Annotated in this window: 14 protein-coding genes; all 14 read right to left on the minus strand. The window is 54.3% G+C overall.

Features of this window, described 5'->3' with window-relative positions:
- Positions 1-1,038 carry a recombinase RecA gene (gene recA / locus FD34_RS04200; RefSeq protein WP_057807065.1) on the minus strand — a complete coding sequence of 346 codons (1,038 nt, stop codon included), beginning with the start codon at positions 1,036-1,038 and terminating at the stop codon, positions 1-3.
- Positions 1,039-1,128: 90 nt separating this feature from the next.
- Positions 1,129-2,376, minus strand: coding sequence for a competence/damage-inducible protein A (locus FD34_RS04205; RefSeq protein WP_057807066.1), 1,248 nt, complete (start codon positions 2,374-2,376; stop codon positions 1,129-1,131).
- Positions 2,377-2,463: 87 nt separating this feature from the next.
- Positions 2,464-3,048 (minus strand): CDP-diacylglycerol--glycerol-3-phosphate 3-phosphatidyltransferase, encoded by a 585-nt coding sequence (gene pgsA / locus FD34_RS04210; protein WP_057807068.1) that lies wholly within the window; start codon positions 3,046-3,048, stop codon positions 2,464-2,466.
- A gap of 15 nt (positions 3,049-3,063) precedes the next feature.
- Positions 3,064-4,107: a helix-turn-helix domain-containing protein gene (locus FD34_RS04215; RefSeq protein ID WP_057807071.1), complete on the minus strand. Its 1,044-nt coding sequence runs from the start codon at positions 4,105-4,107 to the stop codon at positions 3,064-3,066.
- A gap of 84 nt (positions 4,108-4,191) precedes the next feature.
- Positions 4,192-5,490 (minus strand): EF-P 5-aminopentanol modification-associated protein YfmH, encoded by a 1,299-nt coding sequence (yfmH, locus tag FD34_RS04220; protein WP_057807073.1) that lies wholly within the window; start codon positions 5,488-5,490, stop codon positions 4,192-4,194.
- A gap of 4 nt (positions 5,491-5,494) precedes the next feature.
- Positions 5,495-6,745: an EF-P 5-aminopentanol modification-associated protein YfmF gene (gene yfmF, locus FD34_RS04225; protein ID WP_057807075.1), complete on the minus strand. Its 1,251-nt coding sequence runs from the start codon at positions 6,743-6,745 to the stop codon at positions 5,495-5,497.
- Between the two features lie 186 nt (positions 6,746-6,931).
- The gene (locus tag FD34_RS04230) at positions 6,932-7,780 is read right to left on the minus strand and encodes an amino acid ABC transporter substrate-binding protein (RefSeq protein ID WP_057807077.1); all 849 of its coding nucleotides are present in this window, start codon (positions 7,778-7,780) and stop codon (positions 6,932-6,934) included.
- 17 nt (positions 7,781-7,797) lie between these two features.
- Complete coding sequence (locus FD34_RS04235; protein WP_057807079.1) at positions 7,798-8,475, minus strand: amino acid ABC transporter ATP-binding protein; 678 nt, start codon at positions 8,473-8,475, stop codon at positions 7,798-7,800.
- A 17-nt stretch (positions 8,476-8,492) separates the two neighbouring features.
- Entirely contained in the window at positions 8,493-9,134 is a 642-nt protein-coding gene (locus FD34_RS04240) for an amino acid ABC transporter permease (protein WP_057807081.1), read from the minus strand.
- Between the two features lie 464 nt (positions 9,135-9,598).
- Positions 9,599-10,135 (minus strand): rod shape-determining protein MreD, encoded by a 537-nt coding sequence (mreD, locus tag FD34_RS04245; RefSeq protein WP_057807083.1) that lies wholly within the window; start codon positions 10,133-10,135, stop codon positions 9,599-9,601.
- A gap of 6 nt (positions 10,136-10,141) precedes the next feature.
- Positions 10,142-10,996, minus strand: coding sequence for a rod shape-determining protein MreC (gene mreC / locus FD34_RS04250; protein ID WP_057807084.1), 855 nt, complete (start codon positions 10,994-10,996; stop codon positions 10,142-10,144).
- Between the two features lie 115 nt (positions 10,997-11,111).
- Entirely contained in the window at positions 11,112-12,116 is a 1,005-nt protein-coding gene (locus tag FD34_RS04255; RefSeq protein ID WP_057807086.1) for a rod shape-determining protein, read from the minus strand.
- A gap of 155 nt (positions 12,117-12,271) precedes the next feature.
- Positions 12,272-12,868 (minus strand): JAB domain-containing protein, encoded by a 597-nt coding sequence (locus tag FD34_RS04260; protein WP_057807088.1) that lies wholly within the window; start codon positions 12,866-12,868, stop codon positions 12,272-12,274.
- Positions 12,869-12,924: 56 nt separating this feature from the next.
- Complete coding sequence (locus FD34_RS04265) at positions 12,925-14,238, minus strand: bifunctional folylpolyglutamate synthase/dihydrofolate synthase (RefSeq protein ID WP_057807090.1); 1,314 nt, start codon at positions 14,236-14,238, stop codon at positions 12,925-12,927.
- Positions 14,239-14,346: the final 108 nt, after the last annotated feature.

The following is a 14,346-nucleotide window of genomic DNA, read 5'->3' on the forward strand; positions in this document are numbered from 1 at the left end:
CTATTCACCAGGCTGGTCCGCGTCATCCTTATCCTTGGAATTCTCTAGTGGAGCCATCCCATAGGCAACCCGCACCTTGTTCATCAACTCAGCCATCTGATCAGGGTGGTCAGCTAACCACTTCTTGGCGTTTTCACGCCCCTGGCCAATTCGGTCACTACCGTATGAGTACCAGGCACCACTCTTGTTGACGAGATCTTTTTCAACCGCCATGTCGAGGAGCTCACCGGCCTTGGAGATTCCCTCACCATACATGATGTCAACCTCGCAACGTTTGAACGGTGGCGCAACCTTGTTCTTGACGATCTTGACCTTGGTCCGGTTACCGATGACGTCGGTACCGTTCTTGATCTGTTCGGCCCGGCGAATCTCCATTCGAATCGTGGAGTAGAACTTGAGGGCCCGACCACCAGTCGTCGTCTCAGGGTTACCAAACATCACCCCAACCTTTTCACGGATCTGGTTGATGAAGATCGCAATGGTCTTGGTCTTGTTGATCTCACCGGAGAGCTTCCGCAGGGCCTGTGACATCAGCCGTGCCTGCAGACCAACGTGGGCGTCCCCCATCTCGCCTTCGATCTCGGCCCGGGGAACCAACGCAGCTACTGAGTCAACCACAACTAGGTCAACCGCCCCACTAGAGATCAGGGCATCGGCGATCTCCAGCCCCTCTTCACCGGTATCTGGCTGGGAGAGGAGGAGGTTATCAACGTCGACCCCGAGGGCCTCGGCATACTGTGGATCCAGGGCGTTTTCGGCATCAATGTAGGCCGCCGTGCCGCCCTGGCGCTGAACTTCTGCCACCGCGTGTAGGGCAACCGTTGTCTTCCCAGAACTCTCGGGGCCGTAAATCTCAACGATCCGGCCACGTGGGTATCCACCAACTCCCAGTGCCTTGTCAATCGCCAATGAGCCACTGGAAATCGTCGCGATCTTCATATCGGCAGCATCCCCCATCCGCATGATGGAGCCCTTACCGAAATTCTTTTCGATCTTTCTGATGGCAACATCTAGTGCTGCCTTTCGCTGATCAGCCAAATCAAAATTCCTCCTTTACATCGAAATGTCCGATAACTAATGATACCAGTTTTCCATAAAAAAACAAGAAAAATGCGAACAGCGGTTCGATTATTTCTGTAGTGCCCGGTAAAGCATCTGTAGTCCCGCCTGGACACTCCGCTGACGAACCGCCTGTCGGCCGCGGTAAGCACCGAGGTGAAGCAACCTGGTCGTCGTTGGCTGGCCGGAGATCGCCAGACCAACCCAGACGGTTCCGGCTGGCTGCCCCTCCAGACTGTCCGGACCGGCCACACCAGTAAAACCTAGGCCAACCTGGACACCAAGCCGTTGCCGGCTCCGCTCAGCCATCTGCGCCGCCGTTTGGGCACTGACGACCCCGTGTTCGGCGATGACCTGGTGATCAATCCCCAACAGCTCTTCCTTGGCCCGGGCCGCGTAAGTTACGAATCCACCGTCAAAAACGTTGGAGGCACCGGGAACCGAGCAGATCGTGCTCTGAAACATCCCGCCAGTCAGGCTCTCTGCGGCCGTCAGCCGCCACCCTCGGTCCCGCAGCTGGTCAACCACCACCGCGGCCAGGCGGCAGTCATCACCAACGCCAAAGAAGTACGGCGCCTCCTCTTTGACGATTAGCGCCTGGGCCGTATCCAGCAAGTGATTGGCGGCAGCCCGCGGTTGATTACGGACGGTCATCCGCACCTGGATCGCATCCGACTGGACATATGAGGTGATCATCACCCCGCTCAGGTCAGCGGTCACGTCAGCAATCTCATCCATCAGCTGTGACTCCGACCGCCCAAAGAAATTCAGGGTTCGGCTGGTGATCTGTACACGCTGGCCCACGATCTTGGCCAGACGCGGCATAACCTCCCCGGTGACCATCGGGACGAACTCACGTGGTGGCCCTGGTAAGACAACCAGGCGATGGCCATCATGCTCGTACCAGCTGCCCAAAGCCAGACCAACAGAATTGGCTAGTGGCTCACCACCCGTCAGGCACTTGGCCTGCTGGATGTTCTCCGGCATCATCGGCTGATGACGCTGGGCAAAGGTCCCCTGAATCCACTGCCAGTGGTCAGAGTCAACCGTCAACTTGACCCCCAAGGCCTGAGCCACGGCCGCCAGGGTCACATCATCGGCGGTTGGCCCTAGTCCCCCACAGACAAAGACCAGCGGTGACCGTTGCCAGGCCGTCCGAATTGAAGCAACCATTAATTCCTGCCGGTCCGGAATCGCCAACTGACGATCCGCCGTGATCCCCAGTGTCCCCAGCTGCCGGGCGAGGAACGGTGCGTTGGTGTTCACAATTTGGCCAAGCACGATCTCCGTGCCAACCGATATAATCTCAGCATCCATTTTATCCACCCCTATATAGTTAATACGTAAATTATAACTTGCCGTATCAAAAAAAGCTGGGAGAAAATCTCACCAGCTTGATAATTTTTACTTAAAACCATCGGAGAAGACGCCCCGCCCCTGGATGAAGTAGTCCACCCCGGAGTAAACCGTGAAGAACAGGCAGATGTAGAGCATAATCTGCCCAAACGGGATCCCCCAGATGGCAAAGATAACGTTGTTGAGCAGCAGAAAAATGATGGCGATGAACTGAGTCGTCGTCTTGATCTTCCCCGGCATCTTGGCCGCCAGCACGATCCCACTCTGTTCAACTAACAGTAGCCGAAGACCGGTTACCGACAGCTCACGCCAGATAATAATTGTGGTAACCCAAGCGGGAACCACCTGACTACCGGTTAGAACGATAAAGGCGGTCATGACCAGGAGCTTGTCGGCCAGCGGGTCGGTAAACTTACCGAAGTTGGTCACCAGGTGGTCACGCCGGGCGATCCGGCCGTCAAGGTTATCGGTAATCGTCGCCGCAATGAAGAGGATTGCTGCAATCAGCTGGGTAACCGGAATGGTAGCGCCCCAGAAGGTTACGCTGCCCCAGGATAACGGAACTACCATTAACAACAAGAAAAAGGGAATGATAATCAACCGTACAACGGTCAACTTATTAGGTAAATTCAAGGTCTACTCCTCCAATTATCGTGTCTGCGTATTCGTCTGCTGACGGTTATTGACGTTTGAGGTTGCCGTCGTAGACTGCCGGTTAGCGGTGTTTGTCTGACTAGCCACACTACTGTTGTTCGTCACCCGTTGGCTACTGCTGGTGCTTGTCACACTGCTCGACGAGGACGTTGAGCTACTGCCCTGCTGGCTCCCGAAGTTGATCGTCACCGTCCGGGTATTCTGGTAACGGCCGTTATCGGTGAAATCGATCGTCTGGTTGTCGATCCTTAGCTTGGTGGCCCGGGCATTACCAACTGTGATGACTAGACTGGTGGTATCCCTGCCCACCTTAATCTTGGTCTTGTCGTTGGCGTTTAGGGTCCGGTTCAACAGGTCGTTGTCGTTAGCCCGTACCTGCATCCAGGCCCGATCAGTCGGGTTAATCTGCAGGGTAGTGTCGGCCTTCAGCTTATCAGCCGTGTAGGTAACACTGTTCCCGCTGCGACTGGTCTGCTTGAGCTTAAGTGCCGCTACGGCCGGCTTCTTGGTTGCCTTCTTACTGGATGAGGAGGCCTTCTTCCGGCTCTCACCCGAAACGGAGACGGAACTGTTGTCGATCCGCGTTGAGGAGTCCCGGTGACTCCGGGCAATCGCGGTGAACCAGATGGCCGCCAGAACCAGGATGATCACCACGGTAATGATGATCGTTGGCACGTACTTACGACTCTTGCTGACCTGGTTGCCAATGGTCTTATGCTGACTAGCCCGCGATTCCACCGCCTGGGCAATGTGGTCGGAGTACTCAGCCGTCTTGGCCTTGGGAAGGTCATCCTCATACTCCTTAAGTAGGTCATCCCCGTCTAGGCCGACCGTATTGGCATACTGCTTGACAAAGGCCCGTACGTAGAAATCCCCGGGCAGCTCATCAAATTTTTCATCCTCAATTGCGATCAGGTATCGCTTCTGGATCTTGGTGATCTGCTGGAGGTCATCGAGCGTGTACCCCTTGGCCTGGCGGGCCGCTTGTAGCTTCTTACCAATCTCAACATGCTTTTGTTCGCTATTGTTTTCACTCATTAGCCTATCTCCATTTTGTTTATTCGCTTATCCTTGGACATTATATCATGTTCTCTTCAGAACTGAAGTTAAGAAAAGGTATCGTTACTGGTGATGGGGAACCACCTGGTAAACCGAAATGCCCTGCGGATTGATGAAATCTGCCGCCACCTGGTAGAGGTCATCTAAGGTGATGGACTTTAAGGCCTGGATCTCATCCATCAAGTTAGCCCCGTCGAAGAGCTGGCCGGCGTAACGGTTAGCAATGGCCTCCGGTGAGTCCAGCAGACCGATCAGGCGGCCGAGTTCGGCCCGCTTAATCCCGGTAAACCGGGTCCGCGCCGCATCAATCTGCTTATCGGCACTCTCTAGGATGGCCACGACCTCATCAGCAAAGCGCTCCATCTGATCAGTGTTCGAGCTGAAGTAGGCAAAATGAAAGCCACGTTGCATCTCGAAGTTGTAGCCAAAGGAATCATCAAGTACTTCATTATTGTAGAGACGAAGGTAGTTATCAGACGTGTCATCGAAAAGGACGTCCAAGAGCAGGTCCACGGCCAGCTTGTAGTGCAAGCGTGCCCGTCCATCGGTAAACTGCTTGATTCCCCGCAGGCCGACCATCACCTTGGGCCGGGCAATATTCATCGTCAGCGACCGGAAGGGAATGACATCGTGGGCGGTTGGGTCGTTTAGTTCAAACAGGCGTCGTGGTGTCTCCGCTGGCAAGAAGTTCTTGGCCCCCTGGTTCTGGTCAATCCAGGACAGGGTTTCCTCTGGATCCAGGTTACCAACAATGAAGAGATTCATATTGGTTGGCTGGTAGAAGGTCCGGTAGCTCTGCATCAGGACTTCTGGCGTGATTTGACTGATTGACTCCACCGTTCCCGCAATATCAATTCGCATCGGGTCATGGGGGTAGAGGTTACCGATCAGGCCTAAATAGAGGCGCCAGTCGGCATCATCGTCGTACATCTTGATCTCCTGGCCGATGATTCCCTGCTCCTTTTGCACTGTCTGAGCAGTGAAGTAGGGATCCTGCACAAAGTCGAGGAGGACGTTCAGGTTTTCGTGAAGATGGCTGGTCGTCGAAAAGAGGTAGCTGGTCTGGGTAAAACTGGTGTAGGCATTAGAATCCGCCCCCAGTTTGCCAAAGAGGTCAAAGGCGTCGTGGTCGGCTTTTTCAAACATCTTGTGTTCGAGGAAGTGGGCCACCCCATCAGGCACCAGGACCGGGTCCTCTTCATGATATGGGATGAAGTGGTTGTCGATTGAGCCAAAATCCGTCGAGAAGGTCGCGTAGGTCTTCTGAAAGCCCGGCATTGGCAGGAGCTGAACGAGCAGTCCGTTGGCCAAACGCCGCCGGTATATGATCCGATTAAATTCTTGATACGTTTGTCTATCCATCTGTTTATTTCTCACCACTCAATAAATAAGTCGCCTGCATCTTCACCAGCTGGGCCACCCGGGAAACGTCATCAGCAGTCACCGCATTAATCTTATCGGTCACCGCCGTTTCCGGTGGCAGGTCAAGTAGGGCCCGCAGGAGCTGGCGACCCAGGATGTTATTAGCTAGGTCGTGACTGGCCCGGTACTGGTTGATCAGGCTGTCCTGAACCTCCGCTAGCTGTTCAGCACTAAACTTCCCTGCACAGAGTTCGGCCAGTTGTTGAGCAATCAGGTCCGTCACCCGCTGGGCATCGACCGCCTGGATCCCCGTCTGGACTCCCAAGAAGCCGGTAAACGGTAGGAGCCGGCTGGTCGCGTAATATGCCAGGCTGGCCTTCTCCCGAACGTTGGTGAAGAGCTTGGAGTATGGCGTACCGCCAAACAAGCCGTTGAAGACCAGGCCGGCGTAATAATTCTGGTCATGGTAGTAGACCGGCAACTGGTAACCCAGGTTGAGTTTGGCCTGGACAACCGGTTGGTGCTCCACCTTGCGTCGCACGGCTGGATGAGGCGGCTGTTGGTAATAAGGTGAAAGCGACGATACTGCCCGGCTGCTAAACGGCAGCTGACTAATTTCATCGCGAACCCCTGCTGGATCTACGTCGCCAAGCACAAAGATGTCGACCCGGTCGCGATCCACCATGTCCTGGTAAACGGGGACGAGGTTCTGGGCCGTCAAGTTAGCGAGGTCCGCCACCCGGCCAAAGCTCGGCACCCGCAAGACGGCCTCATCCGGGTAGTAGAGATTCATCAGCTGGCGGTTGGCGTAGAACTGCTTGTCATCATACAGGGCGGTGATGGTTTGCCGGAGGTTATGGGCCTGAATCCGGAAGGTCGGACCATCGAACTCATTATCGTCGATCAGGGGATGGAAGAGAATCTCATTGATCAGGTCCACCACCTGGGCGAAGAGGTTCGTTCCCGCAATCTGGTCGTTGACAAAGCTGGCCCGGAGCCGAACCGTGTGCAGGCGGCCGACCCGACCGACTCCCATGCCCACATAGGCCCCGTAGAGCTTAGCCAGCTGCCGTGCCAGGGCCGTCTGGGTCGGGTAGCGGTGGGTGCTGGTCTCCAAAAGATTAGCCAACAGGTTACGGGCCGTTGCGTTATCGCGGGTCTGGGACGTGGTAAAAGTAATTAGAACATGCGTCATCTTAAATTGCTTGGTGGGAATAACGTGGAGGGCCACGCCACTGGCAAGATCAAAGTGCACTGTCAATGTTCTCCTTTCCGTTCGGGCAAACGCTTGTTAATCGGAATCGCGCTCACCATTTTTGCCGAATTAGTCATACTGATTAATGATACGTTAAACCGGCCCAAATTACAAACGGATCCCGGTATTTCGGGGGAAATCAACTAAAAAAGCTGGGGGAATTTCTTTCCGCCAGCTTTATCCATGTTAATTATTGTCAGGGCCGAGGAAGGTGCTGTCCATCCCAAACCACTTCTCGTTGATCTTCTTCAACTGACCATCGCGCTGGAGGTGACCGAGACCGTCATTAATCTTGCGGCGCAGCGTCTTGTCGCCCTTCCGCATCCCAACGGCGAAATATTCAACCGGGAACTGCTTGTTGACATCAACCCGGTAGGCGCCAGGGTCCTTCTGGTGCTTGACGTAGTAGTTGGCGTAGACCTCATCCATCAAAATCCCCTGAATCCGCCCAGCGTTCAGGTCAATGAAGGCGTTTGGGAAAGTGTCATACATGACCGGGGTCTTGTCCTTGATCTTGTCCTTCAATAGCTTTGGGTGTTCGTTTAGGACCGTGTCCCCGGTTGACCCAGTCTGCACCCCGAGGGTCTTGCCCTGCATGTCGTCGAGGTTGTTAATGCGGTCGCGCTTCAACGTCACCAGGACCTGCCGATTCGCCAGGTAGTCGCGGGAGAAGGCCACCTTCTTGCGCCGGCTAGCGTTGACGGAGTACCCGTTCCAAAGAAGGTCAATCGTCCCGTTCTTCAACTCGGTCTCCTTCATTGACCAGTCGATCGGTTGGAAGTCGACCTTGATCCCGTACTGCTTGAAGACGGCTCGGGACAGGTCGACGTCGTAGCCGACCAGCTTCCCGTTCTTTTGCCGAAAGCCCATCGGCACGAAGCTATCGTCGAGGCCGACAATGACCTTCTTGCGGCGTTCAATCCGTGACCAGGTATCCTGGTGGTTGGCCCGCGTCGTGACACTCTCGCATCCGGTCAGGCACAGGGTGGGGATCAAAAGCAGCAGTAGTAGCCAGATTGCTTTGAACTTTTTCATACGCGTCCCCTCCCCTTCTATGCCTGCTTCTTGTCAACATCCTGGATCTGGTCGAAGGACTTGTCGAGGGCCTTGACCTTCAGGATGTCGTCGGCGATCTCGTTGGCAAAGTCGAAATCGTGGGTCACGACCAGCTGGGTCATCCCGTCCTTCTTGAGGCCCATGATGATCTTGGCGACCTCCTTGCGCATCTCCGGATCCAGGGCGGAGGTTGGCTCATCGTAGCAGAGGATCTTTGGACTCATCGCCAGGGCCCGGGCGATGGCCACCCGTTGCTTCTGCCCACCGGACAGTTGCCAGGGATAGAGGTCGCCCTTGGTGTTCAACCCTAATTCCTCCAGCAGGCCCCGGGCATCCGCCTCTGCTTCCTCCTTGGACTTCTTCAAGACCAAGATCGGCGCCAGCGTAATGTTTTCCATCACGGATAAGTTGGGAAAGAGGTTATAATCCTGGAAGACCACCCCGATCACCCGGTCGGATTCCGCCGTCCCTTGGGGGTCAAAGGGCTGACCGTCGATCAAGAACTCTCCTTTGTCGGCCGTCTCCAAACCCGTAATGCATCGCAAGAGGGTCGTCTTCCCGGCCCCGGACGGACCGACGATGCTGAGGATCTCGCCATCCTTAACCGTTAAGCTAACGTTGTCTAAAATGACCCGATCACCAAAACTCTTGTATAAATTCTTAACTTCTAACATTGGCAATTCCTCCTACTTTACTTGAAGTATGAATAACGTTGTTCAACCTTCCGCAGAACCAAAGTACAGATTCCTACCAGGATCAGGTAGATCACGGCCACCAGGAGCAGCGGTACCAGGGTAACGTCCCGGGCAGTGGCAACGTTGCCGGCACGCAGTAGGTCGCCCAGCCCGATGACATAGACCAATGAGGAGTCCTTGACCAGGTTGATGACTTCGTTTCCGATGGATGGGATGACGATCTTGACCACTTGGGGGATCACGATCTTACGCAGGGTCTGCCAGTAGCTTAGTCGCAGGACCCGGGCCGCTTCAAACTGCCCCTCGTCGATGGCCTGGAAACCACCCCGGAAGATCTCAGCGAAGTAGGCTGCATAGTTTAAGATGAAGGCCACCAGGGCGGCATCGTAACGCTGGAAGACGATTCCGATGATCGGTAGGCCATAGAACACGAAGATCAGTTGAAGTAGTAACGGCGTCCCCCGCATCAACCAGACATAAATTTCAAGGATCCATTGGAGGGGCCGGATCTTGGAGATCAGTCCCAGACTAACCAGGATCCCCAGCGGTAGCGAACAAACCAGGGTCCAGAAGAAAATTTGCAGGGTCAACCCCGCTCCCTGTAATAATGATGGCAAAATCTCAGTAACGTATTGCATATCAAGTCCTCCTTCATCTTCAAGCGCCAAACGATAATAAACAAAAAGCCCCCTAGGACCGAAATCCTAGAGGACGAATCAATCGTGGTACCACCCCATGTTCGCGGCCACCTCGCAGCGGCCACCTCGGTAAGTTCAATTTTGAAGCCGTTAAACAAAAAACGCCCCCGAGCCAAATGGCTACGAGGGCGTTTCCGCGGTTCCACCTCATCTTGTTGACCCCTCACGAGTATCAACCTTAGCGAGTTCAAAATTAAACTCCGCGCTGTAACGGGCTTCCCCGGGCTCCCCTACTGTTGCTTCAGGGAGCCAACTCACAGATGTGATTCAGGCATTTTAGAAGGTCCCTTCCCATCCAGCGGGACTCGCTTAACAACTAATACTACCCTACTAGTCTGTTCATTGTCGTTCGTGATATTGATTATTTTGTATCCTACTCTCTTCCCCACGACTTGTCAAGACAACTAGGCAGTTTTTTCATCGGTCGCCCAATTGAAGATCGCGCGAATTGGCCAGTAGAGGACCACAAAGTACACAAGATTTAGGGCCAGGGTTGGTGCCAAGACGTAGACCAGGTAGTCACCGAATGGGGTTGACGTAACCCCGACCAGTGAATAGGCCCAGTAGTTAAGGGTGGAAAAGGCAACCAAGTCGATGAAGAAGATCATGATCATCGACAGAAACGACGACGAGAAGTACTTCGAGAGGATGGTGGTCAGCCCCATAACACATGGGAACAGGAACATATATAAGCCGAGGATCCCCGACCCATACAGGTCCGCCACGATCCCCGCGACCGCCGCAAACGGAATCAGTGGGATCTCAATACCATTTTCGAAGAAGTAGGCCAGCGTCAACCACAAGAGAACCAGCTCACTGGCCATCGAATAGGGATAGTGAAAAAATAGCGGTGCCCAGACGTGACTCAGCGCGCCATCCAGAAACAGGCACACAAACAGCCCCACGGGAAAAACGTATTTTAATCGTGATAATCGATACATACTTCATCACTCCTGAGATGCCGATTCGGCAACCGTCACGATGTTGATGTCGTTAAAGTTTGCTGCCGGAGTAATATAAACCTTCTGGGCCAGGCCGTAGTCGTCCTTGCCAACCCGGGCAACTTTGCCGACGTACAGGCCCTTAGGGGTGATACCACCCATCCCATTGGTGGTTACCCGGGCCCCCTTCTTGAGCTTGGCCTTAGAGCTGACTTGCCCCATCACCAGCTCATCACGTGAGGCGTTGTAGCCGGTGACGATCCCGTTGACGATCCCGTCCGTACCGTGGATAGCAATGGCAAAACGGTTGGATGACTCACTGGTGTCGCTGAGGAGCTCCACCTTGCTGTTGGTCTTATTGACCTCGGCGATTCGGCCGATCAAACCACCGTCACTCATGACCGGCATATTTTTCTTGATACCACTGGACTGACCCTTGTTGATCACGAGTTGCTGTTGCCAAGCGGATGGGGTCCGCATTAAAACGGCGGCCGTGACCGTGTCATAGTCGGTCATCGAGCTGTTAAGCTTGAGTTCCTGTTTCAACTGTTTATTTTCATGAGCCAAGGCCTGGTTACGGACCTTCGTCTGGGCGAGGTCGGTGACCTGTTGCTTCAGTTCCCGGTTCTCTGAGTAGGTATTCATCAGGTCATTGACCGAGCTGAAACTGGTCTGAAGCCAATTGACCGGCAGGGCCACGGCACTATCGGCAAAACCAACGATGTCGTTACCAAACTGCTGGATCAGTGGCGGTGTATTCCGCCGGTTGCGCATGGTAATCGAACCCGCCATCAGGCCAAAGCAGACAACCAGAATTATCACAATGATAACCAACCGGCGATTGGAAAAGAACTTGCGCATGATAATCCTCCAAATGCAATTTATCAAATAACAAAAGCGCGGCTAGACAAAACAAATCGTTTTGCGACCAGCCCCGCCTACGTGCTGAGCAGTCAGATGGCCTGCCCAGTTCTGATTACTTCTTCTTCATTACGTCGATGCTCTTGAGAGATTCACCAGTCCCAATTGCCACACAGTCAAGTGGATCGTTGGCAATGAAGACGGGTACCTTAGTGGCATCCGCGATTACATCTGGCAGGTGTTTCAACAGTGCACCCCCACCGGTCAGGACAATCCCGTGGTCGATCACGTCAGCGGCAATTTCCGGTGACGTCTCCTCCAGCGTTCCCTTGATGGCAGCAATGATGTTTTCAACCACGCCCTGAAGAGCAGTCGAAACATCCTTGGCCGAAACCTCCATCGTCTTCGGCAGACCGGTGACCAGGTCACGACCACGTACCTCGGTCGTCCCCATCTCGTCGGCAGCATCAACGGAAGCCGAGCCAATGTCCCACTTGAGCTTTTCAGATGTCCGCTCACCGATCAAAAGGTTCTTGTTCTGCCGAACATATTGAGCGATGGCATCATTCATCTTGTCGCCGGCCATCCGAATGGACCGGCTAGAAACGATCCCCCCCAGGGAAATCGTGGCAACATCGGTGGTCCCACCACCAATATCAACAACCATGCTACCAGTTGGATCCATTACCGGAAGACCCGCACCGATGGCCGCCGCAAACGGTTCCTCAATGACGTAGGCATCCCGCGCTCCGGCAACCCGGGTAGCGTCGATGACTGCTCGCTTCTCAACCTCGGTGATCCCACTTGGCACACAAACCATCACGTATGGCTTACCGTTGCTACCGCCCAAAGCCTTTTCGATGTAGTACTTCATCATGGCAACGGTCGTGTCGTAGTCGGCAATAACCCCGTCCTTCATCGGCCGAATGGCTACGATGCTCTCCGGTGTCCGACCGATCATATCACGAGCGTCTGAACCGACGGAGATCACTTCATTAGTCTTGGCATTACGCGCAACAACTGATGGCTCACGCAGCACAATCCCCTTACCCTCGAGGTAAACAATTGTGTTAGCGGTCCCCAGATCGATTCCTAGATTTTTGGTTCCAATTCCTAGCAATCTATTTCTTCCCTTCGTTTTTTAACTAATAAATTCAAATTAATATCGTGGATATTATACCATAGCCAGTCACGACATACGAACATTAATATACATTATCAACACAGCAGAAAAGAAATTTTCCGGGGAAATTAAGTTTTTCTTTAACTTTGTCCCTAAACTTGTTGCTCACGCCAGCTATAGTAACGCTGACCACCTACAATCATGAAATCTAACACCTGGATCCCCAAGAGGTGACCCCCCTTCTCAAGACGCTTGGCAAAGGCCAGGTCCTGGTGTGAGGGCTTGACGTCGCCAGACGGGTGGTTATGAACCATCACCAGACCGCTGGCCGAACAGCGCAGGGCCTGCTTGAAAATCTGGTCCGGGTAGAGGACACACTCGCTGCGCCCACCGATAAACATTCGCTTGAACTTAATAATCTCGTTATGGACGTTGGTGAAGGCCACGCAGACACTCTCCTGCTCGTCACCGGTAAAGTGATCAATCATTGCCTGGCCCAACTCCATGCTGGAATAAGCACACCCCTCCACGGTCGGGTGGGATCGGGCCATCAGCTGCCCCAGCTGGATTGCGGCGAAGAACCCCCGCAGGCCGGCGTCATCTTGACAGAGGGCGGTCTGTTCATCGCATGGAATCGTCCTGAGGTCCAGCGGCGTCGGGTAGTGGGTCAGCATATAATGGTAGCCGTCCTCACCGTCAATCGTCGTGTTGGGAATGCTGTGCATCAATAGCGCCTGGTATTCATTCATATTCAATCGCTCCTTTGTATTTATCCGCTCACTAGATAAATACGGCAAAGAGACGATTAATCGTCAAATAAGTGGCGAACGTCGGCAATGAAGTAGAGCGACCCGGTCACAATCATAACGTCCTCTTCGCTGAGCTGGCCGGCCACCTGAGAAAAGCCGACCTGCCAGTTGTCTGCCACCTGAATCGGGTAACGGCTAGTAAACTGGTCAACCACCGTTGCCAGGTCAGCACTCGGCCGTTTAGGACCTGGGCCGGCAAAACTGGTGACGGTCAGGTGAACGTTGCCCAGACTGGCCAGCTCCCCCAACATTAGGTCATACTGCTTGTCGGCCAAGATGGCCACCAGGACGTAGACATCACGGTCGGCGAAGTCATCTTGAATTGACTTGACTAGTGCCTGGATTCCCGGAAGGTTATGAGCCCCGTCGAGTAGGACAAGCGGTGCGTCGTTGACGACCTCCATCCGCCCCGGCCACTGGCTGCTTGCCAGCCCCTTGCGCAGGGCCGCCTGGTCTAAGGGCAATCCCCGGCGCTGAAGGAAGAGCTGGGCCGCCGTCAGGGCGATCGCCGCATTTTCCACCTGGTAGTTCCCCGCTAGGCCCAAGCGGAAATGGACACGGTGGATCGCCAGGCCCTCATACTGAAGCTGGGCTCGCAGGTCATGACCATTAAACTTATGGGCCGTAAAGTCACGCCCTAACTCGTATCGGGGAGCCGCCAGTTTGTCAGCAGTCTGGACGATTACCTTCCGGGCAGACTCTGGCACCTGCCCGATGACTACCGGGGTCGTCGCTTTGATAATTCCAGCCTTCTGTGTCGCAATAGCGGCCAGGGTGTCACCGAGGTACTTCATGTGGTCCCAGCCGACCGTGGTGATTACGCTGACGTCGGGGATGATTACGTTAGTGGAGTCGTATAAGCCACCGATGCCGACCTCCAGGAGTACGACGTCCGGGTTCTTTTCGGCCATGTAACAGAACATCAGGGCTGTATCGATTTCAAACTCGGTTGGGCCACCACTCGAAAGATCCCGATCCAACTTGGCGACTACCGGCTCCAGGCGCTGGGTCAGCCGTACTAGGTCATCGTCGCTAATCTGTTCAGCATTGTATTCGATTCGCTCATTGAAACGGGTGATGAAGGGAGAGGTGAAACTGCCGACTGTCAGGCCACATTCGAGCAGCATCGCCCGTAGCATCGCCACCGTCGATCCCTTGCCGTTGGTTCCGGTCACGTGGATATAGTGTAAGCCATTCTGGGGATTGCCTAGCTCGGCTAGGAAGCGCCGCATTCGCTTGAGGGTGGGAACCTTCTTAAATTTTGTTCGTCCGTGGATAAAGGCCAGGGCGTCATCATAGTTTTGAATCATTATCTTGTCCCCTTAAATAAAAAGATGAGGCTGGGAAATAAGCTTCTCGGCACCCTGTACGGCTAGCCTAGAACGGAGGTTGACGCTAGAGGCGTCGGCCTTCGTTCG

The sequence above is a fragment of the Limosilactobacillus pontis DSM 8475 genome, from assembly GCF_001435345.1.
GTDB classification, from domain to species: domain Bacteria; phylum Bacillota; class Bacilli; order Lactobacillales; family Lactobacillaceae; genus Limosilactobacillus; species Limosilactobacillus pontis.